Below are 21,751 nucleotides of genomic sequence, written 5' to 3'. Positions count from 1 at the left end.
TTTGCTTTATTTTCTCGAAGGAATCTTCAAGCAAAGGGGCTGACAGAATTGTCGGGATATTATTTAGATTCTAAATCCGTCGTTCGGAGTGCGCCGGATCTGACCACCTGGCCGTTTTGCAGCTCGATAATTTGGTCGTAGTCTTTAAGTGTTGAAAGCCTGTGGGCAATCGTCACTAGTGTTATGCCATCTAAAGATGTACGAATCACTTTTTGAATAAGCGCATCGGTTTCTAAATCAACGCTGGCTGTGGCTTCATCTAAGAAAATAATTTTTACTTTCATTAATAGAGCACGTGCTAAACAGATTAACTGGCGCTGGCCTTGTGATAAATTCGATCCGCTTTCAGTGACGTGATAACTTAATTGGCCCGGTAAACCTTGCACAAAGTTTTTTAATCCCACTTTTTCTAACACTAACCAAACTTCAGCATCCGTTTTTTGTGAATAGCGGTCGATATTACCGCGAAGACTTCCCATAAATAATGATGGATCTTGCGGAATCACCGCTAAGTTTTGGCGAAGTAATTCTAACGGAACAGTCTTAATTGAAAGGCCATCAATTAAAATATCACCTTTATGAAAATTCACAAAACGGTACACCGCTTGAAACAATGTTGATTTACCAGAGCCTGTGCGACCGACAACACCGGCGCGAGCCCCTGAGACAATGGCAAATGAAACACCTTTTAAAACATCAGGCAAATGATCAGCGTATCTTACAAAAACATCTTTAAATTCTAATTTGCCTGAAGCTGGCCATTGTGGATGTGCTTTGGCAAAATCAGCGGTGTTCACGTCATCTTGTTCAGCTGGTAAATTCGTATAAAACTCTAAACGCTCAACCGATGTCATACGCGATTCAAGATCAGAGAAAATTCTAACGCCCCAGTTAAGATGGCGCCAAAATTCTAAAGCATATAACGTCACAAGACCCGCAAGTCCTGCGGTTAACCAGCCTTTAGAGCTTGCGTAGATCACGGCCATCGCCGTGGTCATTGAAATCGTAGCACCAATTAACGGTAAACGTGACGAGAACCAACGATTCACCATGTAGTGCGTGTAAAACATTTCTGTCGAGTAATTTAATTTTTGCAAAAACTCTTTCATAAACCACTGTTGCGATTTGAAAGAACGAATCACCGTTAAACCCTGAAGCGTTTCTTTAAAATGTGCATAACGTGGTGAACGAGCTGTTGAATCTAAACGTTTTACTTCACGAGCTACGCGGCGGTAACGGTTTTGGATCGAGTAATAAACAAAAAAGACCGGCGTTAACACGACAAGGCTTACTGGCAGGGCTACGACGATTAAGACGAACGCTGAAAGAACATTGAATAACGAGTGAATCGCATTATCGAAAGTCCATTGCAAATGAATATCGACCGATTCAATGTCGCGCGAGAATCTTTGTAAAATACGACCAATCGGTGTGCTATCAAAAAATCTGATCTGACTGCGTAACACCGACTTAAGCATTTTATCATGCATTAAACGGCCTGCGTTTACCCCGCGGTATGTCCATTGGTAGTTATTCATAAATGTTAATAACATCGTGAATAAGCCAAACGCCCCGTAACCTAAAACTAAAACCATCGCATCGACTTTACCACTCATTTGCGTAAGCCATGCTCTTTGCATCATCGGCGCTGTCACATGCACGATCGCACCAATGAATAATAAGGCAATAAAGAAATTACGTTTCGGGCTATCGCCACCTAAAGCTTTAATGTAGCTCCAGTAAAGGCCGGCACGCACCGATCCCACTTCGCGGTCTTCATCAACCGTTACACGGCCATCACTATCAGATTTCGTTTCTCCACCCGAAGACACTTGACCCGATTTTTGAATTTCTAATTCGTGCTTTTGATTTTGCTGTTCGATCTCTAGGTAATTTCTAAACTCTGCTGATTTTTCGTAAAGTTCAGCATAACTACCGATTTGGTATTTACCATCAATTAAAAATAGAATTTTATCAAAACGGTTTAGGTGCGAAATACGGTGGGTCGCCATAATGCGCGTTTTATCTTTCCATTCACCGAAAATTAATTGATCACACAATAATTTTTCAGTGTGCGGGTCAACAGCCGATAACGGATCATCTAATAAAATCACATCAGGTTTTGCAATAACCGCGCGGGCTAAACTGACTCGTTGTTTTTGACCACCCGATAAGTTCACACCTTTTTCACCGATCTCAGTTTCAGTGCCTTTTGGTAATAAGCTAATATCAGCGCGTAAGCATGAAAGATGAATCGCACGGTCCAATAACGTTTGATCCTGTTCTTCGCCGAAGAATAAGTTTTCTTTCAGTGTTGAATTTACGATATACGCTTCTTGTGGGATATAGGCTTTACGGTGCTTATCCGCTAAATGTAAAGTTCCGCTGGTAGGTGCAATTTCATTTAAGAAAAGTTGCAGCAATGTCGACTTACCAGAGCCTACTGCGCCGATGATCGCTAAAGATTCACCTTGCTTAAGTGAAAACGATAGATCTTTAAATAAAGGCACTTTATCGTCGTAACCAAAATGTAAATCTTTAACCACGACATGTTCACCGGCTAATTCATCAGAAGCCGGTGGCGGAGAAAAACTATCTACCGTTTCAGATTTTAAAAAGTCAGTGATGCGGCGACCGCTCACGAACACGTTCATAAAACGGCTGATAAAGCGTGATAAACCACCGAAATGATCTTCCATTAACGAGAAAATAGAAATACACGTTAAAACTAAAGCTAGGTCAATTTTTTCACCGCGGTAATAGTGAATCGTTAAAGCTACGAAAAGAACCACTGTAGAAATAGAAGCGTATAACAAGCCCCAAAGAATCTCGGATTTCGCTAATTTAAAACGGGCCGAAATTTCTTTGTCACGAACATCGCCCACTTCTTGTTGAACACTTTTTTCCCATGAAAAATATTTTACCACACGGATTGAATTTAGAATCTGAGTCATCAGCGTCATGCGATTATCTCGCTGAGCCATCATCTCTTCTTCCATATGCACGAATTTTTTAGCTAGGCGTTGTGTTAATGGCACAAGAATGGCCATCACTACAACCGCGCCAATCGCTGACCAGCCGATATAATAAAATAACAACGCCGAACAACCGACTAATAATAAAACCGCATTTGATAAGTCGATCGTCACAATGGCTGCATCACCTAATGAGTCTGTATCAGAGCTCATAAAGTTTACGATATCGCCCACTTGGTATTTTTGTTTTCCACGTGAAGAAAGTTTTAGCGCATGCGTGAAGATTTTTTTATTCACGATGTTTGTTGTGACCTGAAAGAAATTGAGCGTATGAAAGAAGTAATGCTGAATCGCAATCCCGTTACCAGCTCCGCATAAACCAAAACCCACAGCATAGGCTAATAACACCCACATGTGTTCTGTCGACCAGTTGTTTTGCTCTAGGCCAGAAATAAATTGGTGAATTAAAATCGGTGTCGCAAAAGAAAATAAACTGGCAATCACCTGAAAGAACACCGAATTCATCAGGATCGATTTATTGACACGGAATAAACTTTTATAAAGAGATTTATTTGAAGACCAATCCAAGTTAGGATTGTCGATTTCAGGATTATAGGCACTTAAAAGCTCGGGAAGTTCCAGCTTATCATTAGCATCTACAAGACGTTTAGCCCCAAGGTCGATCAACCCAGAGGCTTGAGAAAAAATCAGTTTTTTAAGTGGCATCTGACGAGAATGTCAGCACCCCTTTAATTTTTCAAGTAATAATCTTTTACAATTTCTTCAGTCTTAGATTTTCCAACAGGAGAAAACCCATTGTCAGATGGGCCTTGTCTTGAAGGATCCACTGCGATGTCCCAAAAGTTAATACCCTTAAACCATGGCCAGTTTGGAGCCCAGAAAGACTCAAAAACCGCTTGGTAAGCTGCTGCCTGGTGATTCATATTCACAAGACCAGTCCCCGCATAAGCAAACGGATCAATAAAGCCACGATCAACAGAACGAAAGCCGATCTCTTTGATGATCGCTTCTTTATGATGATCTAGAGTCAATTCGATTTGCATAAAGCCAGTGTCTAACTGTGTCGCGTAGGAATCCGAACGATTTTTTAATTCACCGACAAGCACATTGTAATCAGTTGATAAATCCTGATTGTGCGAAGCTAATGAACGGTAAATATCTAAACCGACAGAATCTAATTCTTTCCAGAAGCTAACTAAGTCATTCCAGATTTTTGCTTCTTCTGGGTTCGCTGGATTAGCTAAATCAACTAAACGGTAACGCCATCTTTCAAATTCACCACCAGAAGCTGTAATACCATCAGCACTGACAGAATCATCAGTAAAGTTAATATCGTACATCAAACGTGCTGTCGGTAGTTTTGCGCGTGTGTAGCGTAAAAGTTCTAACCAACGGCCTGGAAAACCGTAAGGATATTCTTTCCATTGGTCTTCGATTCCCACCGTCATCGAATATAATTCAGCACCGATTGTGAATTCATCGGCTTTAGCTAATTTTGCGATCGTGATATACACATCTAAATACACACGGAAAGACTCAAACCAACGGTTTGGATCTTTTGGCTGAATATTTCCATGCCACCAAACTTTGAAAGAACCATCGGGCTGTTTTTCTGAATAGGGAAATTCTCCGTACGGACCAACAACGAAAAAGATTGGACGAAGACCGACCGTCATACCCAAAGATTGGATATACTTAATTAACTTCATCATACGTTTGGCTTCAAGAGCGCGCTCTGCCGGAGGAGTTACCGGAATAACCTCAGAAGAAAATGGCCCTTTCATAATCGCACGCACGTTTAAAATAATGTGGTTTGAACCTAAACGTTTGGCTTCATCAACTGCTGATTGAGCCAAAGTTTTTGGCTCGTTCGGGCCAGAAGCATCGTAAATAAAATTTTCTGATTCAGTTAAGTTAAAACCAGCGACATAGCTAGCTAACGCTGAGTTTTGAATTCCAAAAAATAAAAGACAGGCAAATAATAATTGTTTCACGTTATAACCTCTTACTTATTAACACGTTTTAAAACTGTGAATTTAGGATTTTGAGCTTTACCGCCCACGATCACACAAGCTTTGAAACCTTCAGGCGTTAAATGACCACGGATTTGCATCCACGAACCTTGCGGATTACGGCCAGAAGTTAGGATTAAAACTCCATCAGCCCCTTTAGTGCCGATATTAAAATCAACTGTGACACCTTCAACACTATCCATTCTGCCGATGGTGTAACCGTCAAAGCTAGTTACCATTAATTTGATTTTCATTGTCGTACCAGATGGAAGAATGATTTCACCTTGGTAAGCATCATCAACTGGGCCTACTGGGCCTTGGAAGGTTGCCCATAGATCAGTGAAGTTTTGCACTTTTTGACCTGTAAATATGTTTGAACCTACACGCACGTAAGGATCAACGATTTTGATCTGGCCTTTTTCGTTTACGTTAAACTTGATCGGTGGATTTTGTTGGTGGTCAGTATCTGGTTCACGCTCAGAAGCTACGAAACTTCCTAAAGAAGCACTGTAAGTGATGTTAAAAAATGTTTTGTAAATAGCGCCGTTATCAGAACCAAAAGCGGCGACTAACATGTTTTCACGCGCATAAGCTACTGTGAAAAACCATTTTTGACCTTTTTCATCTGTGATCGCGTAATTGCCTTCGATATTTAATTTTTTAGCTAAAATAGGAACGGCTGCACGAGCTAACCATTTTTCTAATTCATCAGTATCTTTAGTCATAGACAGTTTACGGCCATGAGCCACTAATGCCTGTGAGTAAGCTAAGTAAAACTCAGAATAAGTTGCGCTTGGCACTTTTTCTTGCGCAGTCCATTGTTGCATTAAACTTTGAGTTGAGCGAATTGTTAAAGCATCTAAAGCCTGTGTGAATTTCTGCTTATCTAAAATAAGTTCAAAACGCACTGCGCGTAATAATAATTCTACAATCGCATCACCTACCGAATTACCTAACCAGCTTGGTGCCGAATCTTTAAAGCTGTTTACTTGCGCCTTTAAAATTAAAAGACGGTTTAGGTATTCACGGCCGTTTTCTTTGTTTTCTGCCGTTAAAGCGTAAATGTCTTGGTTTAAAATTTCTAGGTACTCAGAAACAGAAGCCGGAGTAACTAATTTAGAAACCCAGAAAGCCACTTCATCAGAAGGTAACTGAGGATCTCTTAAAACTACAATCGCCACATCAGCGATAAGACGGCGGTAACCTAATTTTAATTGCACTTGGCCACTAGCACGCTCATCAACCATTGGTAAAATCGCTTCGATATTTTTAGCCATAACAGCTAAAAGTGTTTTATCTTTTACAAAAGTTAATTGGTAGGTAATCGTGTCCAAGAAACGGCTTAGGGTGTCCGCTTCCATCCATTTTACGTAGTACTGAAGCTTCTCTGAAGAATCTTTAGTTACATCCAACCAACGCATTCCCACGCCAGTCATACGAAGGCCTAAGCGGCTGACCATTTTAGGGTAGATTTCATCTAGCTTTAAAGAAACTGCTAAAGAATCTAAACCATCTAACATGAAAAAATATTTTTCAAATGTTGGTTGATCGCGCATTTCTGGAATATTCATTTCGATGTCCAGTAAAACTTCGCGTAAAGCGATTCTGTTTTCTTGCGCTTTAGCCATTAGAACTTCGGGCTCAGCTAAATTTAAAGCTGCAGAAGCTATCCACGGAGCGAAAAATAGCACTGCAAAAAGAGACTTCATATATTTCATGGTGTTTTTTCCTTATAAACCGGTACCGGTCTTTTATTAATTGTATTTTTATTTAAAAAATCTTCTAAGCTAATGAATGTGTAACCCAGCTTTTTAATCTCACGTAAGATGTATTCTAACTCGGCCGGATCACCTGGAAATTCTCCGCGGCCACCGTCTTCGTAAGTCGTTAATAAAAACGGATGATAGAAAAAAGAAGCCCACACATCACGAAGCACTAAATTACGTTTGGCATCGGCCACGATTTCTTCTTTTGAACGTGGCACTACAACGTGCGCGTTCACAAACGGCTGAGAGTTACCTAAATTTTCAGGAATTAAACGCTGACCGTGAATATCACCGTAAATTTCGTAAGGAAACATCTGCCCGCTCCAGCGTTCAGATTCGTAAATCACTTCTAGGTTTTTAAAGTAATTGCTGCGCAAACTAAAACCGTTCGTTAAAGCCGTTTCGAATAAAAGAGCTTTATTTTCTTCATCTGAAGGTAAACCTTGGTAGGAATGATTGTAATAAATCACACGGCCTACGTTCCAAGAAAACACGTTACCGAAAATAATGTAATCTAAGGGGCTTGCCTGGTAGTGCGGCGTTAACCAGGCTCGCGGCGCAATACCGGCTTTTTGAAGAGTGTAAAAACCTTCTTCTAATTTGTTAATGATATAGCTTGGGCTGTCTTCGATTATCGGACGGTTTTTAACAGCATCAAAAAATTCAAAATCACTGCCGCTAATGCCATCGTGTGGATTTTTTTGCGCGTGGTACTGGTGAGTCACTCCGTGCCAGATAAAGAAAGCCTTACTCTGCTTCATCTCTTCGATAAATTGCATGAACGGCACTTTACGATCCATAGTGACTAAATCACCTTCAGGGCCAGATTCACCACGGTGTAATGGATCAAAGTACATCGGGATTAACGAAATATGAATAGGCACTTTTTCGTTCTTCAGAACGTTCGTTGTTTTATAAAGTTCAGATAGCGGCATCATCGGATGCACGTCTTCAATGCGCACTAAAGCATATTTGCCGTTGTGGCGTGGTTTTTCGCCTAGAATATCAAACAATAGATCGGCAAAAACAAAGTAACGGTCTGCTTCGTGCATAAAGCTAAATGGCACATCAGCCACATAAAAATGGTTTCCAGAGCGTAAAGCGTATGGAAGAATTTCTTTTGTTACGTTTTGTTGGGCCTGAGCTAAAATTTCAGATTTTTGCGGCTCTGTCGGAACCAGTGCCGCCTGCTCGAACGGAGCTAAGAAAATAGAAACATCGCTTTTACTCCAGTTACCGTATTTGTAAAACATTTCACCTTTATAAAGAATGTTTTTGAAAAAGCTTGGGCGGCCTGTTGAATCTAGGCGCTCACGATTTAATGCTGTTAAATACGAATATTTATAACCAAAAATCTTTTCAAACGATTCACCTAATTGCCAGATGCTGTAACCTAACCAAGCTACTTGTTTTTTTGTCGCTACGAAATCTTGGTGAAAATCAGAAGGAATCGCGTTGTTAAAGTAAGAACCGATATAAATCGTCGCATGACATTTTTCGATATCACCTTTTTTATAAAGTTCGATGGGGCTTACCACTTGTTGGTATTTTGGAAAATGCCCTAATAAGTTTTGTAACAAATTGGCATAAGTTTTTCCCATCCAGTAAGATGGTTCTTTCGAACGGTCAAAATACACATTTACACAAGGTACTTCGGCACGCGCTTGAAATGCACCGAATAAAAAAAACGTAATGAGTAAGAAAGAAATTTTCTTCATTGTATTACCTGAACCTTAATATCGTGTCCGAAATGCTCCGGCATACGATGTTCTGTTTTAATCCAAACAGGTCTTTTTCCTGTTTTTTTACTTTCACTAAATTGACGATAAGCTTTCCAAGTGGCACCCACATTCACTATGTTGGCCACAAACCAGCGCACCGGCACCAACACCACATGGTGTTTGGCATTGGTTAAAGCCACAGCACGCATTCTTTGCGCTAAACGCACAACCATGTTGAATAAATTTAAACCTAATAAAGCTTGAAAGAGTTTTCCTTGGAGGAAGTTTTCCTGATCTAGAATGACAAAGCCAATCAACAAGATAACAGAAAGTAAAATTAAAATACTGTTGAATGGGCTTCTGCGATCACGCCACATAAAGTACTTATCTACAAGACGGCCCTGCCATTGTAAGTTTTCTGTTCCTTGAAAGGCGATACCTAAAGTCCATCTAGATTTTTGGCGCATCGAGGCTGACATGACATCCGGAAAATATTCACGAGTAGCGATGAATTCTTTTTTGCCATCTTCTTTTTCGTACTGAACACAAGCAAACTTCGATTTAAAGCCGAGCTTTTTTGCCATCATTCCTAAGTGGTAGTCTTCAGTTAAAGTGTCTTCTTTTAAAAAGCACCCGTCCTGGGCCTGCATCATACCTAATATTAAATGACGGCTTAATAACGTTCCTACGCCGGCTGAAGGAACAGCTGCGCCCATCGCTTCACGCACTAATAAATCTTTTGTGTGTGATTCAGCGAATTCATCTATATAAACACCACCAACTAATGAAGATCTCGGCACATCAAATGAAAACACCGGAATTTGGACGAAGTCCGCATCGCGGCTTACTTCATTTAATAAAGAGAGCGAATGTGGGTGCAGCACATCTTCAGAATCCTGCATTAAAAACAGATCAAAAGTTTTACCTAATTTTTTCTCAAAACTAAAAATCTGGCGGGCCACTTCGTTTAACATTTGCCCTTTTGACGTTGGGCCTTCGTGAGAATTAATCACCACTTGAATTTTATTTGGGTACGCCGCCTGTAAATTTTGAGCGGCAACAACCGTGGCGTTGTCATTCGGATAAACACCTAAGAAAAAAACGTAGTTGTTATATTCAAGGCCACGTAAGTTTCCACGAATCATCGGTGTGATGATTTCAGCTTCTTTCCAGTTCGCAATAAGAATGGCGATTTGTTTTTGTGGATTTCTTTTAATTTTGGCAATGTAATCAACCGCCACACGTTGTGGTTTTAAACCGCGCACGAAAGCCTGCACATCGATAAATAAATCGTCTAACGTAAAAACCAACGCTCCTAAGACCGTAACGATAGCTAAAGCGATAAAGATCATTTCTAGCATCGCCATTAGAATTCACCGCCGAACACGAACAGCGCTTCTTCGTGGTCACGTTCATGTTTTTCAAAGCTTTGATAAACTAATAACTGCGCAGAGTAAGCTCCGAAGAAATAAATACCACGCACCCCTAAACGGGCTTGCTCTGTATCACGCCCCAGATCAGCTTTTGGGCTATGGCGTAAATAAAGTTCAGCGTAAGGGTCGATGATAAATTTTTCAGACAACCGATAACGTAAGCCTTGTTTAAACCAAGCGGTCGTGACCGGGCTATTATCAAAAGACGGAAGTGCAACTGATTCAACATACACTTCAGAAAAAAGCGGAACTTCTTTAAATTGATATTCAAAAATTTCACCTAAATATAAACCGAAGCGGCTTCTTTTTTCTGTACGGTATTCGGCAAAAGCTGTCAGTGATTTCCAAAGTTGTGCGCGACCACCTAACACACCCATCATGCGATTATTCTTAGAGTAAAGAACTTGATCGTCGCTTTTGATTTTATCCTGGCGTTGTAAGGTCACACCGACATACAAAACGTTTTGCTCAAACTGAAAAAATTTAGCGCGCACTTGCGTTTCGGTTAGTAATCCAAATTGCGGAACGTAAGTTGTTTCTGAATACACTTCGCCAATAGATGCAGAAGCTTTCATCGCAACAAGAAAACAAAATAAGCTGACTGTGCCTAGAGCACAAAGTGAACGCATAGCGGGATGCGATTCTTACCCTAATTTAGGTGCACCCACAATGCCCCCAAATAGGGTATGTAGAAAAAAACATACAGAGTACACATTGCCTTTAAAAGCAGGAGTACAGTCTTCAATTTTGTGATGAATATAAGCAAAAGCTTGAGCAAAAAAAAAGCTCGTTATGCACGAGCTTTTTTCTTAACATTTTTAATTTTAATTTTATTTACAGCGATTGATCGATCTCAGATTTGCTATTTAATTTCACTGCACAAGAAAGACCTTGTGACAAAGCTTTGATTGAAACGTTTGGATTTTGAACCACGCGGCTTTGTAATTTAACAAAAATTGGTTCGCGGATCGCTAAGTTGTTATCTTGTAAAACACACTGACGAGCGATGCGAGCTTCTGGATTGATAACAATCGGAGCTTTCACGTTAGCAGTCATTTGTGTTGGATCATCTGGAATTGTGATGATGTTCATGAATGTAGGCTTTTGATCAGCTTTGATTTTTAAAAGTTCTAATTCATTTTTAGTTAGATTTACAGAGTAGTATTGACCGAAAATTTCTGGCTCTAATACAGGAAATGCGATTGAGGGTAATTCGCAAGATTGTAACCAAGCAAAGATATCATCATTTGGATCGTCAAGAAGTACGAAGTTACGTAAATCTTGAAAGCCCAAAAGACCTTCTGGAAAAGTGATGATGTCATCTTGTTGTAAATTTACCTGACCGAAACGAGTCGTATTAATAATCACGACATCCCCCCATGCTTAATTTTTAAGACACTCGATCATCCTTAACCGGTTAATCAAAATATTGGCCTTAAATGCCGGGAGCATCAATTTTTTTATGCGTTTAACGCTATAAGTTATTAAATTTCCTTAAAAATCTAAGAATGGATAAATTTGATCTAAAAACGCACAGAATTACTATTCAGGTTTTAAAAGCTTAGAAATGTTCTTAACTTTATCTGAAGAGACTTGAACTGACTGTTGGTTTTGATCTTGGATAGCAAGGTACACTTCCTCACGATGGATTTTAGTGTCCTTCGGAGCTTCGATACCTAAACGAACTTGTTTACCTTTGATTTGAACTACGCGGATCTTGATGTGGTCATCAATCGCAATGCTTTCGCCTAACTTCCTTGTAAGTACTAGCATAAAAAAGAACTCCCTGTTCCCTGTGAATCACCCCTTTGTTTTGATCTGCTTGCAGCAGACCTTATCCTAAAGGAGTAAAGCCTCATTCTGATATAACCTTCTCGGTTTATATCGCTCTAAACATAACTCAGCGGAAGTCTAGTTAATGTGTCTATCTTAAGAAGTCAAGTAGGCTTTGGCTCATGAACTTCTGTGAAGTTGCCAATGTCGCCTCTAGAGTTTGGTTGGATTTATTGATTTCTGTCATGACCTGAAATACATCTGCATCTTCAATTTGCGAATTGTAAGCCTTATTGTCTACAAGGCCACGCTGGATGCCTTCACCAGTAGCAACTAATTGATTGATGCGCCCACCTACCTCGGCACGAGCCAAGTTAATTTGGGTTAAGGCTTGGTCTAATGACTCTAATGATTCTTGAACGCCGACCTTGTCATCCGTACGTAGTGCGGCTTCCAGGCCCATCACCGTTTGGAAAATGTTAACGCCACGAGCATCCGTTACCGGGTCACGTTCATTAATTCTTTGCACCGAACCCACATTGGCAGGGCCACGGGTTTCAACGTGACTGTCTTGAAGTTCGTCTCTTTGAAACTCAGCTTCGATTTGGTCGATTTTATATTTTTGTAAATCTTCAACCGTCTTAGGAATGTTCGCTTCACGCGGAACTGTTCCGCCGTACGAAAGATCCTGACCTAAGAATACTTGCGATCCCACTAAGTTCATCGGCATGAACTGGCCATCGATTGTTTGAATCTGAATCTGGCCGTCATCGCCTGAATACGCGCCCTCTTTAGTAAATGGCGGCTGCGTCGTCTTATGACCGGCAAAGATATAACGGTCACCGAAGCGACGGTTACTCATTTCTACGATTGAGCCGTAAAGCTGCTCAACCTCAGAGGCCATCATCTCGCGCGGAACACCTTTATTCGTGTCATTCGCCGCTTGTAACGCTAACTCTTTAGCACGCACAAGTACGTCATTCATTTGCGCAAGAACAGACTCTGTCGTTTCTAAAACTGATTTACCTAAGAAGATATTTTTTTCGAACTGGCTCATGTTGGCCGCATCAGTTCGATTTTGCATTACACGAGATACACCACCCGGATCATCCGAAGGTTTTGTCACACGTTTCATTGATGAAGCTTGATTTTGCAAATTAGAAAGCTCTGATCTGTTTTTATTCAGACTATTCAGAACTTGATGTTGCTTCATTTTATCCGAGACTCTCATCGCCTATTACCTATAATCTTTTCAGATTCAAGATTGTATCAAACATTTCGTCTGCGGTTTTTACTAAACGCGCCGATGCTTCGTACGATTTTTGGTACTCAATCAACTTCGCGGCTTCTTCATCTAAACTAACACCGCTGATACTTTCGCGGATGTTTTGCAATTGTTCTAATGTGTTTTTTTGGCTATCAAACTCACTGTTCGCACGTTGAGCTAAAATACCAATTTCACTCACTTTAGCGTTATAAAAATCATCAAAGCTGTACTTGCCATCATCCATAAAACGTTGGCTTTGTAAGCTGTGAATTACATTGGCTACCGAGTTATCGCCAGGCGCATTGGGTTTTGAAGCGGCCGCAATACGGCTGACATCTTTAACGATATCCTGAGAAACTGTCCAGTTACTCACATCAAAAGAATCATTAGGATTATTCAAACCGAAGAAGTTTCCACCAACTACGTTTTGGCGGTCATAACCTTCACGGTGCGCACGGTTTACTTCATTAGCGATGTTAAAAGCTAATTCATTTAAACCATCAATCATTGATTGTGTTGTTACATCACGTACTTCAATCGCAGCACCCACTTGGCCCTGCTTAAAGCGCTCTGTGATATCAACCTGGCTTCCACCCGGGCTTAACTCATGAAGAATCATTGTTTCGCCACTTGGAGCACGGCCCGTTTTAATTTGTGAAGATGTTGTTCCGGTAACTAAGATCACTGCTTTACCGGCAGTCACATTAATCATTCCTGTTTTAGGATCTTCAGCGTAAGAAATATCTATTTTTTCTGAAAGTTTTTTTAATAAAGCATCACGGTGATCGCGCTCATCGTTGGCTGTGTTAGCTCCACCAATTTCAGTACGCTGGATTTTTTCATTGGTAATCGCTAATTCTTTAGCCAAAGCATTCACTTCAGCCACTGAATATTCGATCTGCTTATTCATATCCGTTTGTGCATTTAAAATCTGGTGATGCGCTTCTTGGAATTGTTTAACTAAACCAAGACCGGCTTCGCGCACTTGTGTACGTGCCACAACTGATTCAGGAGTATTTGCTAATTCACGAAACGAGTTAAAGAAATTACCGATCGCCGCATTGATCCCTTTTACACTTTGCTCGTTCATTGTTGCTTCTAAACGGGCTAACGATTGTGTTTTTTGATCTAAGCGGCTGAAATTTGAACTTTGAGCTTCTAATTGTTTTTCGATCCATGGGTTGTTCACACGCGAAATATTCGCTAAGCGAGCACCGGTACCGATTTGAAATTTACCTTCACCAACTGACGGATTTGTCGAGAAATCAACTGTTTGACGAGAATAACCTTCAGTGGATTTGTTCGTGATATTGTGCGAAGTCGTTTGGATCGCTGTTTGATTCAGCGCCATTGCTCTTCGTCCGATATCCATCATCCCATGAATTTTGGCCATCCGTTGCCCCTTATAGCTTAAGCCATCCGTTGCTTAAGCGTTAAAACCTTAGTTCTTCATGAACTAAGCTTTGCGCGTAACCAAGTGTCCTGAAGTATCAGAACCCTGTTTGTATTTCCCTTTTTGTTGGTAAGTTTTTGGTTGTCCTAATAAAGTATCTTTAAAGTTTTCTAAAGCTGAATTTACAGTTTGTAATGCTGATTCAGCATAAACCACATTCGTTTTGTTGATTTCGCTTAAACGCTTAATCACCATTTCTAAAGCGGCATGCATAGTTCTTAATTTTTCAGCTTCAGCGCCACCGATTTTTTGAGCGATTTCTAATAATCTTGGCTGAGCTGTATCAGCACCCACTAAGTGAGCTAATTCAGCTGCGTAAGTCATACGAACTGCATCCAACGCTTTGATTTTAATAATCACTTGTTCTTTAGCGTTATTGTTATCGTTTAATTGATCGATATTTGAAGTGATCAAAAGATCTTTTTCTTTGCGCACGAGATCTAATAACTGACGGTAGTTTTTTAACATATCGTCTAAGTTAGAGATCATTTTTTCGTAAGCTAATTTTTTAAGTGCAGCGACGTCCATGGCTTAACCTATTTTCCTGTAATCCGTTACAGTTTGTTACTCTTCAGAAGTTCTTGAAGTTGCTAAATGCTCTTGAACCATTTTTTCTGCGATGGCTTTAGCATCTATTTTGTATTTGCCTTCATCGATTAATTTTTGAAATTTTTCAACTTTAGCATGGTCCACATCTGGAGAAGCCATAGCTACTTCTTTTGCACGTTGAATATCTTTAGCGCGAGCTGAAAGATCTACTTTTACTGAATCACCATTTGAAGCAAACGGTAAACCGTTGGCTTGTTCTGTTTGTGAAGAAGAAGTTGCTTTTGCTGATTCGGATTTTTTAGATTTATCGGCACGTGAAGCATCAGTTAAGTTCAAGTTTTGTCCGACTTTGTTATGTGTAATTTTCATCTAAAACCTCCAAGGTCTCTATGTATCATAGTGTATCATAATTGCACGTTTCAACCAAATCATTCTGAGACAGAAGATTTGACAGTCCATACTAAAGGGCTGGCCGTGCTAGCCAGACCTAAGGACTGTCCCGCCTCTAATTTGTCCCCGGGTGACAAATGACGGGTTTCTGCTGAAGGGGCCCCTTGTGTCATAATGAGACTTTCTAGGCCATTGTCGTGTTTAATCGTATACGACGTCTTATCACCTTCATGCATTTTCTTATTCTGCAAAACACCAGCCCACGGGGTCTGAACGTTTACATTTTTTTCATTCGCCGCTTGCTCCGGCTGCAACATATACGTTTGTTGCGACGGTGTATTCATCAGCTCTTGAAATTTAATTTTTTTATCTGTGGGAATCGGGCCCATGGGTTTATCAACTTTGCCTTCTTTACCCGTAATACCTAACTCAGCACCGTATCTTTCAGTTAACTGTTGGTAAATTAATTCTGAAATACCAAAGCCACCGCGGTTATTTGCTTGTGTTGAGTATTCATCATCTAATTGCTCTTGAAAGATTTTTTCCGCGTTGTTGGCTTTTAAAAAACCACCTTCTTGGATAGTCGAGCGCATATTGCGCATCATTTCTTTCATGAAATACTTTTCATACATATCCGAAACTTCGCGAAGTTTCGCGTCACCCTCTTTGGATGCATTTCCTTCATTTTTAGCTTGAGCACCTTGCAAATGTCCGATCAGGCGCGATGAGCTTAACTTGGAAATATCAGCCATTAGAATGTCTCCAATTCACCGTGAAGAGCACCGGCAGCTTTAATTGATTGAAGAATTGAAATTAAATCTTTTGGTGTAACACCTAATTTATTTAACGCTTGAACTAAATCACCAACGTTTGCACCCGTATCAAGTAAAGCGACTTTATCATCAACCGGAGTCATTTTTTTTGTTTTTTCATCCACCACTTTTAAAGTAATATTACCGTGGCTTAAACCCACTTTTGATATTCTAACTTTTTCACCGATCACGATTGTTCCGGTTTTTTCGTTAATAATCACTTTGGCTTTTTGGTCAGGATTAATTTCAATGGCTTCGATTGTTGCCATTAACTCAACACCGCGGTTTTCGTAAGCCGGCGGAGTAATAATATCAACCGTTCCCGCATCTTTGGCTGAAGCGTATTGGCCACCTAACTCTTTATTGATTGTAAGAATCGTGCGTGCGGCTGTTGTAAAATCCGGATTGTGTAATGTCATACGGTACATTTTGCGTGAAGCAAAATCAGCTTGAATATCACGCTCAATCATCGCACCGTTTGGAACACGGCCCACTGTTGTATGAATATCTTTGCCATCACCAAGAACTGAAATCGCACCTTGAGCTACTGCGAAAATTTCATCATTACCGGCGCGAAGTGGCGCTTGCAATAACGTACCACCTACTAGAGAGCTCGCATCACCTACAGCACTCACTGTGATATCTAATGGGTTACCCGCTTTCGCAAATGGCGGAAGTGTCGCTGTGATGATCACAGCAGCTACGTTTTTAGATGAAATATCTTTTTTATCTAATTGCACACCCATTTTTTCAATTAAGCGTGAAAAAGATTTTGAAGTAAATTCAGCTTGAGTATCGCCTGTGCCTTTAAGACCGACGACTAAACCATAACCGATCAGTTGGTTTTCGCGAACACCACGAATGCTGGCTACGTCTTTAAGACGGGCGGCTGTGGCATTTAATGATAATAATAAAATCGCTAAAGCTAATTTTTTCATTCTTATTACTCAGCTTTCTTTAAATGAACCAGATCAAGTTGTTGTTCAAATAATTTATCAGAACTAACTGTTTGGTCAGAAAAATCATCACCACGAACAATACCTGTTACGATTAATTTGTACGGGCGATTACGAATCGTTAAGTACTGTTGACCCGCAATACGGTACTGGTTATCAGCTAAACGCTCGGTGATTTTCACAGGCACTTGCTCGATATCTTTAAAATCAATTTTTTCTAAAGCCGGATCTTTTGGAGCTGCAGCAACAGCAGCTGGTTTACGGCTATCTACACGCTGTTCAGCCATCACCAGTGCGGCATCGTCGTTGTCCGCTTCATTCTTCGCCATGATCGCTTTTTTCTCTGTTTCGATATCTGCTAAACGTTGCTTAGCATCTTCTTCTTTTTTCTTTTTTGCTTCGGCTTCTTTTTTTTGATTTTCTAGCTCAACCAGTAAATCTTTGATCGCCATAGCTTTCATCTGAACATCGCGCATCGCCATGCCTTGCACTAACAATGTTGAAGGGTCACCTTCACGACGCTTTTTATTTTGCGCAAATAAATAACTTGTTTGGCCTTCCATCACCCAAAGCGACCCCGCACCGGCGTGCAATTCAGAATCTTCTTCGAATTTTTGGCGTGTCATACGTTTATAATTACGATCCGAAGTTGGCTCGTAATTATTAATATCTGAATATTTTGTTAATGGCTCTTTAACGACTTCTTCTTTGGCCACTGTTTCTTTTTTAGGTTCTTCACCGAAACCAAAAAAATTAGAGACTGTGGCACAGCCGCAAAGAAAAAAAGGTAAAATTAACAAGTATTTCATCCGTGAAATCTCCTTATTATTAAACTAAACTCACTACTCGATCTTAACTACACCGCGATCGATGATTTTGGCTGCAAACATCTTGTTTGAGTCAATATTCTTAACTTTGATCACATCACCCACAGCGCCACCTTCTTCAGCTTGGGCTGTGATTGAAATTTCTAACGCTTCGGCGCCAAAAATAGCTTTCACCATTTGGCCTTTTTTAAGGATCGTTTCACGTTTTAAATCACGTGAAGAGATCATTTGGCCTGCTGTTAGAAAGCGTGTCGCTTGCATACCGATCACTGACTTAACATCAGTTAGTGCGTCTTGATAGCTTTGCAATAGACGCATTTCTGTTGTTACCGCGTCTTCTGTAATCACATCGCCCACTTTTAACGGACGCGTTAACACAGGAACATTCGCATATTTTTTAAGCTCAACTACAACATAGCCTTTTTTCTCTGGCGTAGAAGCTGAAAACACCGGAATTGAAACAGTTGATTTATTAAAATCAACATTCATGTCTAATTCCCAGTCTGTTAATAAGTTCTGTGGAACTGAGTTAATCTGAATGCGGTATTCGCATGTTCCACATTTTGCTAACAAGTGATTCATGATTTTGCGTTCGATTTCTAAACGCGAAACGTTTGATTTTGAACGTAGAATTTTAACTTCTGTTGGAAGCCTGAAGTTTGATTCTAACCCCTGAAACTTTTTGATGATTGCCAGGCGGCTGATTGTTTTTGTTTGCGCGTCACCTAATTCGATGTCTTTTAAGTCTGCTAAAGTCGACTCACTTAAATTACGGCCTTCGACGATGTCGTAAGCCGTGATCACTTCACGCGGAGAAACTTCAATCGCCGAAGATAATGTGATTTCACCTTTAGCTAAAGCGAAGTTAGAAACTAATAATAAAGAAAGTAGAACTAACTTTTTCATTATTTCACATTCACTGCTGTTTGAAGCATTTGATCTGAAGTTTGAACCACTTTTGAATTTGTTTCGTAAGCACGTTGTGCTGTGATCATATTGATCATTTCATCAACGATATTTACGTTACTTGTCTCTAATTGGTTCTGCGCTACAAACCCAGCACCTTGTGTACCTGGGCGGGCTGTTGCGGCCTGACCACTAGCTACTGTTGGCGTAAATAAGTTTTTACCCATGCTTTTTAAGCCGGCTGGATTAATAAATGTCGCGATCTCAAGTTGGCCGATCACTTCTGGCTCAGCCCCAGCTTGGTGAATAACACGAACTTCTCCAGCCGGTGTAGCTTCAATAACAGTTGCTGTTTCTGGAATTGTTAATTCAGGAATTAAAGCATTTCCGTTTTTATCTACAACGCGGCCTGAAGCATCTTTTCTAAAAGCGCCATCGCGTGTGTATGCAATTTCACCATCTGGCGTGCGTACTTGGAAAAAACCGTTACCTTCGATTTGAAAATCTAACGGGTTATTCGTCATTTTAGTCTGGCCGCCTGTGAAATCTTTTTGAATCGAAGCTGTGCGAACACCCAGACCTGTTTGCACACCTGTTGGCGTAATTGAATTTAAACCAGAGGCTTGGCCTGGGTCTTTCTGGTTACTATAAATAAGATCTTCAAATTCAGCGCGCGATTTTTTAAAACCTGCGGTATCAACGTTGGCAATATTATTGGCCACAACATCGATGTTACTTTGTTGTGCGATCATTCCTGTAGCTGCAGTATTTAAACTTTTAAACATTTTAACCTCTTATAGTCTTTAAATTAAAAATTAACCTTTTGTATTACCAACTTGGTTGATCAGTTTGTCGCTCATGTTGTCATAAGCACTGATCGCTTTTTGTGTTCCTTCAAACACCCGCTGCGCCATAATCATATCTGTCATCTCATTGATGATACTGACGTTACTTGTTTCTAAGAAACCTTGTTTTAACGAAGGATTTTTAATCGCTGTGATTTCAGCGTTCATATTTTCTTTTGTTGTATAGTAGTTATTGCCTACTTTTTGTAAAGCATCGGTATTAGCTACATTAACCACTGATAATTTACCCAATTTTGTTTCGCCTTCGAAAACTTCACCGGCATCAGAGATTGTAATCGCCTGCGCACCGCTGACACGCACTGTGCGGGTATCGAAGTTATCGCCAGAAATTAATCCGTCTTCACCTTCGCCACCCTCTAATAAAACAGGATTACCATCTTTAGTAACTAACTGGCCGTTACCATCAACAGTAAAGTTACCGGCGCGCGTGAATTTAACACCTGTTGGAGTTCCCACTTCGAAAAAACCTTGGCCATCAATGGCCACATCAAGCTTTCCGCCTGTGGATTTAAGACTTCCTTGTTCGAAATTCGTGTAAGTACCGGCTGCATCGACAAAAGCTTTGTCGCCGCCGTTTAATTCATAAAAACTGTCAATTGACGCCGGCATACGCGGAACTTTCATCACGTCTTGCTCTTTTTCTAAAGCCGTCAAATATTCGCTGAAAGTTTGCTGGTCTTTTTTAAATCCAGTGGTATTCACGTTCGCAATATTATTGGCGATCGTATCTAACTTTAGAGATTGTGCTACGGCCCCACTTAGGGCTGTATAAATACCTTTTAAACTCATAGTTAAACTCCTTCTTCTGGATCTTAGGGATTCTCAACATTAATGAAAAAGCAACGCCAATGCCAAAATGCCTGCATTTGTCTTTCGTCTAGCTAGCAAAGTTTTCCGCGCATCAGCGGCAATAAAGTGACACTACAGTCGAATTTGTCGACTCGACCAAACGCCAGTCTAGGAAAAGGATGTCATTAATTTGTCAGCGTAACTGTCCTCGACTGTCAAAAATGCTCTCTCGACCTTTTCATCAGTTCACTAGATAATTAAATGATGCTTTTACGAAATCTTTTCGCTGCCATCTGTGTTTTGAATTTAGCTGTAGGCGCACCTTTTGCGCATGCTGCTGTTTCAAAAACTACAGATCAAAAATTAAAAACGCTTACGCTTAAAGATAAATTAAAAATCTTAGAGCAAAAGCAAAATGGCAAAAACGAGCATTTCATCTTTGACTTACCCGTCACTTACAACCATAAAGTGAGCTACTGGATTTCTTACTTCCAGACGCGTGGAAAAAACTTTTTTCGCAACTGGTTAGAAAAATCTTCGAAATACATGCCGTACATTCAAGCTGAACTAAAAAAAGCCGGGTTACCGGGTGATTTAGGTTATATGGTGATGATTGAAAGTGGTTTCTCTGCGACAGCAACAAGTTCGGCCAGCGCTGTTGGCCCCTGGCAATTTATTCCTTCAACAGGAAAAGCTTACGGTTTAAACCAAAATTATTGGATTGATGAACGCCGTGATTTACAAAAAAGTACAAAGGCGGCCATTCGTTATATGAAAGCTTTGCACGAAGAATTCGGTTCTTGGTACTTAGTGGCAGCCAGTTACAACATGGGCGAAGGTGGCTTACGCAGTAAAATTAGAAAATTTGGCACAAAGGATTATTGGGAACTCGTTCGCTTAGGGGCTTTGCCTCAAGAGACACAAGATTATGTTCCGAAGATTTTAGCTGCGCTCATGATTGCTAAAGCCCCTAATCTTTATGGCTTTCGCAATTTAGATCATGAGTTTCCGTTAAGTTACGAGTTTGTTAAAGCTCCAGCTGGAACAGATATCGAACTTTTAGCTGATTATTTAAGTGTAACCCGCAAATCGTTAAAAGATCTGAATGCTGAATTAGTGTTAGGTTATATTCCGAAAACATCGAAACAGCACTGGATTCGTGTTCCGGTAGGTTCACTCGGTGTGGCACAACAGTTTTTTCGTGATCAAAACAAAAAATTTGCGTTAGATTAAAC

Annotated in this window: 19 protein-coding genes; 1 reads left to right on the top strand and 18 read right to left on the bottom strand. The window is 40.4% G+C overall.

The window, feature by feature from the left end:
* Positions 1-59: 59 nt before the first annotated feature.
* The 18 genes from ACKWCF_RS02830 to flgF all read right to left on the bottom strand — a co-directional run bounded on the left by ACKWCF_RS02830 (position 60) and on the right by flgF (position 20,516).
* Positions 60-3,701 (bottom strand): ABC transporter transmembrane domain-containing protein, encoded by a 3,642-nt coding sequence (locus tag ACKWCF_RS02830; RefSeq protein ID WP_409479184.1) that lies wholly within the window; start codon positions 3,699-3,701, stop codon positions 60-62.
* 23 nt (positions 3,702-3,724) lie between these two features.
* Positions 3,725-4,990 carry a glycoside hydrolase family 113 gene (locus ACKWCF_RS02825; protein WP_409479183.1) on the bottom strand — a complete coding sequence of 422 codons (1,266 nt, stop codon included), beginning with the start codon at positions 4,988-4,990 and terminating at the stop codon, positions 3,725-3,727.
* Positions 4,991-5,001: 11 nt separating this feature from the next.
* Positions 5,002-6,726 carry a hypothetical protein gene (locus ACKWCF_RS02820; RefSeq protein WP_409479182.1) on the bottom strand — a complete coding sequence of 575 codons (1,725 nt, stop codon included), beginning with the start codon at positions 6,724-6,726 and terminating at the stop codon, positions 5,002-5,004.
* On the bottom strand, positions 6,723-8,492 hold the full coding sequence (locus tag ACKWCF_RS02815) for a DUF2334 domain-containing protein (protein ID WP_409479181.1): 1,770 nt from the start codon (positions 8,490-8,492) through the stop codon (positions 6,723-6,725). The genes ACKWCF_RS02820 and ACKWCF_RS02815 overlap by 4 nt, the downstream gene beginning before the upstream one ends.
* A complete protein-coding gene (locus tag ACKWCF_RS02810) occupies positions 8,489-9,862 on the bottom strand; it encodes a glycosyltransferase (protein ID WP_409479180.1) in 1,374 nt (457 codons plus the stop codon). Before ACKWCF_RS02810 ends, ACKWCF_RS02815 begins: the two co-directional genes overlap by 4 nt.
* Positions 9,862-10,503, bottom strand: coding sequence for a hypothetical protein (locus ACKWCF_RS02805; protein ID WP_409479179.1), 642 nt, complete (start codon positions 10,501-10,503; stop codon positions 9,862-9,864). The genes ACKWCF_RS02810 and ACKWCF_RS02805 overlap by 1 nt, the downstream gene beginning before the upstream one ends.
* A 259-nt stretch (positions 10,504-10,762) precedes the next feature.
* The gene (fliW, locus tag ACKWCF_RS02800; RefSeq protein ID WP_409479178.1) at positions 10,763-11,296 is read right to left on the bottom strand and encodes a flagellar assembly protein FliW; all 534 of its coding nucleotides are present in this window, start codon (positions 11,294-11,296) and stop codon (positions 10,763-10,765) included.
* A gap of 174 nt (positions 11,297-11,470) precedes the next feature.
* Positions 11,471-11,701, bottom strand: coding sequence for a carbon storage regulator CsrA (csrA, locus tag ACKWCF_RS02795; protein ID WP_409479177.1), 231 nt, complete (start codon positions 11,699-11,701; stop codon positions 11,471-11,473).
* Between the two features lie 151 nt (positions 11,702-11,852).
* A complete protein-coding gene (flgL, locus tag ACKWCF_RS02790; RefSeq protein WP_409479176.1) occupies positions 11,853-12,932 on the bottom strand; it encodes a flagellar hook-associated protein FlgL in 1,080 nt (359 codons plus the stop codon).
* Positions 12,933-12,942: 10 nt separating this feature from the next.
* Positions 12,943-14,361, bottom strand: coding sequence for a flagellar hook-associated protein FlgK (gene flgK, locus ACKWCF_RS02785; protein ID WP_409479175.1), 1,419 nt, complete (start codon positions 14,359-14,361; stop codon positions 12,943-12,945).
* A 63-nt stretch (positions 14,362-14,424) separates the two neighbouring features.
* Positions 14,425-14,949 carry a flagellar protein FlgN gene (locus ACKWCF_RS02780; protein WP_409479174.1) on the bottom strand — a complete coding sequence of 175 codons (525 nt, stop codon included), beginning with the start codon at positions 14,947-14,949 and terminating at the stop codon, positions 14,425-14,427.
* A 36-nt stretch (positions 14,950-14,985) separates the two neighbouring features.
* Positions 14,986-15,339: a flagellar biosynthesis anti-sigma factor FlgM gene (gene flgM / locus ACKWCF_RS02775; RefSeq protein WP_409479173.1), complete on the bottom strand. Its 354-nt coding sequence runs from the start codon at positions 15,337-15,339 to the stop codon at positions 14,986-14,988.
* 59 nt (positions 15,340-15,398) lie between these two features.
* Entirely contained in the window at positions 15,399-16,112 is a 714-nt protein-coding gene (locus ACKWCF_RS02770) for a rod-binding protein (protein ID WP_409479172.1), read from the bottom strand.
* Positions 16,112-17,110, bottom strand: coding sequence for a flagellar basal body P-ring protein FlgI (locus tag ACKWCF_RS02765; RefSeq protein ID WP_409479171.1), 999 nt, complete (start codon positions 17,108-17,110; stop codon positions 16,112-16,114). Before ACKWCF_RS02765 ends, ACKWCF_RS02770 begins: the two co-directional genes overlap by 1 nt.
* Before the next feature lie 5 nt (positions 17,111-17,115).
* Positions 17,116-17,937: a flagellar basal body L-ring protein FlgH gene (locus tag ACKWCF_RS02760; RefSeq protein ID WP_409479170.1), complete on the bottom strand. Its 822-nt coding sequence runs from the start codon at positions 17,935-17,937 to the stop codon at positions 17,116-17,118.
* Between the two features lie 33 nt (positions 17,938-17,970).
* Positions 17,971-18,861: a flagellar basal body P-ring formation chaperone FlgA gene (gene flgA, locus ACKWCF_RS02755; protein ID WP_409479169.1), complete on the bottom strand. Its 891-nt coding sequence runs from the start codon at positions 18,859-18,861 to the stop codon at positions 17,971-17,973.
* Positions 18,861-19,646: a flagellar basal-body rod protein FlgG gene (gene flgG, locus ACKWCF_RS02750; protein ID WP_409479168.1), complete on the bottom strand. Its 786-nt coding sequence runs from the start codon at positions 19,644-19,646 to the stop codon at positions 18,861-18,863. The genes flgA and flgG overlap by 1 nt, the downstream gene beginning before the upstream one ends.
* Before the next feature lie 30 nt (positions 19,647-19,676).
* A complete protein-coding gene (gene flgF / locus ACKWCF_RS02745) occupies positions 19,677-20,516 on the bottom strand; it encodes a flagellar basal-body rod protein FlgF (protein ID WP_409479167.1) in 840 nt (279 codons plus the stop codon).
* A gap of 261 nt (positions 20,517-20,777) precedes the next feature.
* Between flgF and ACKWCF_RS02740 the strand changes: the two genes are divergently transcribed.
* Positions 20,778-21,749 carry a lytic transglycosylase domain-containing protein gene (locus ACKWCF_RS02740; RefSeq protein ID WP_409479166.1) on the top strand — a complete coding sequence of 324 codons (972 nt, stop codon included), beginning with the start codon at positions 20,778-20,780 and terminating at the stop codon, positions 21,747-21,749.
* The last annotated feature ends 2 nt before the right edge of the window (positions 21,750-21,751 follow it).

Origin of the sequence: Pseudobdellovibrio sp. HCB154 (genome assembly GCF_046267985.1) — a bacterium.
In the GTDB taxonomy this organism is placed as follows: Bacteria; Bdellovibrionota; Bdellovibrionia; order Bdellovibrionales; family Bdellovibrionaceae; genus Pseudobdellovibrio.
The sequence above is the reverse complement of the archived record's forward strand: the minus strand, read 5'-3'. Positions and strand labels throughout refer to the sequence as shown.

Coding starts and splice junctions, on each gene's coding strand:
- csrA (WP_409479177.1), bottom strand. CDS start 11,701: ATGCTAGTACTTACAAGGAAGTTAGGCGAAAGCATTGCGATTGATGAC.
- ACKWCF_RS02770 (WP_409479172.1), bottom strand. CDS start 16,112: ATGGCTGATATTTCCAAGTTAAGCTCATCGCGCCTGATCGGACATTTG.
- flgM (WP_409479173.1), bottom strand. CDS start 15,339: ATGAAAATTACACATAACAAAGTCGGACAAAACTTGAACTTAACTGAT.
- flgG (WP_409479168.1), bottom strand. CDS start 19,646: ATGTTTAAAAGTTTAAATACTGCAGCTACAGGAATGATCGCACAACAA.
- ACKWCF_RS02810 (WP_409479180.1), bottom strand. CDS start 9,862: ATGGCGATGCTAGAAATGATCTTTATCGCTTTAGCTATCGTTACGGTC.
- ACKWCF_RS02760 (WP_409479170.1), bottom strand. CDS start 17,937: ATGAAATACTTGTTAATTTTACCTTTTTTTCTTTGCGGCTGTGCCACA.
- ACKWCF_RS02830 (WP_409479184.1), bottom strand. CDS start 3,701: ATGCCACTTAAAAAACTGATTTTTTCTCAAGCCTCTGGGTTGATCGAC.
- ACKWCF_RS02815 (WP_409479181.1), bottom strand. CDS start 8,492: ATGAAGAAAATTTCTTTCTTACTCATTACGTTTTTTTTATTCGGTGCA.
- flgA (WP_409479169.1), bottom strand. CDS start 18,861: ATGAAAAAGTTAGTTCTACTTTCTTTATTATTAGTTTCTAACTTCGCT.
- ACKWCF_RS02780 (WP_409479174.1), bottom strand. CDS start 14,949: ATGGACGTCGCTGCACTTAAAAAATTAGCTTACGAAAAAATGATCTCT.
- flgK (WP_409479175.1), bottom strand. CDS start 14,361: ATGGCCAAAATTCATGGGATGATGGATATCGGACGAAGAGCAATGGCG.
- ACKWCF_RS02765 (WP_409479171.1), bottom strand. CDS start 17,110: ATGAAAAAATTAGCTTTAGCGATTTTATTATTATCATTAAATGCCACA.
- flgL (WP_409479176.1), bottom strand. CDS start 12,932: ATGAGAGTCTCGGATAAAATGAAGCAACATCAAGTTCTGAATAGTCTG.
- ACKWCF_RS02820 (WP_409479182.1), bottom strand. CDS start 6,726: ATGAAATATATGAAGTCTCTTTTTGCAGTGCTATTTTTCGCTCCGTGG.
- ACKWCF_RS02740 (WP_409479166.1), top strand. CDS start 20,778: ATGATGCTTTTACGAAATCTTTTCGCTGCCATCTGTGTTTTGAATTTA.
- flgF (WP_409479167.1), bottom strand. CDS start 20,516: ATGAGTTTAAAAGGTATTTATACAGCCCTAAGTGGGGCCGTAGCACAA.
- ACKWCF_RS02805 (WP_409479179.1), bottom strand. CDS start 10,503: ATGAAAGCTTCTGCATCTATTGGCGAAGTGTATTCAGAAACAACTTAC.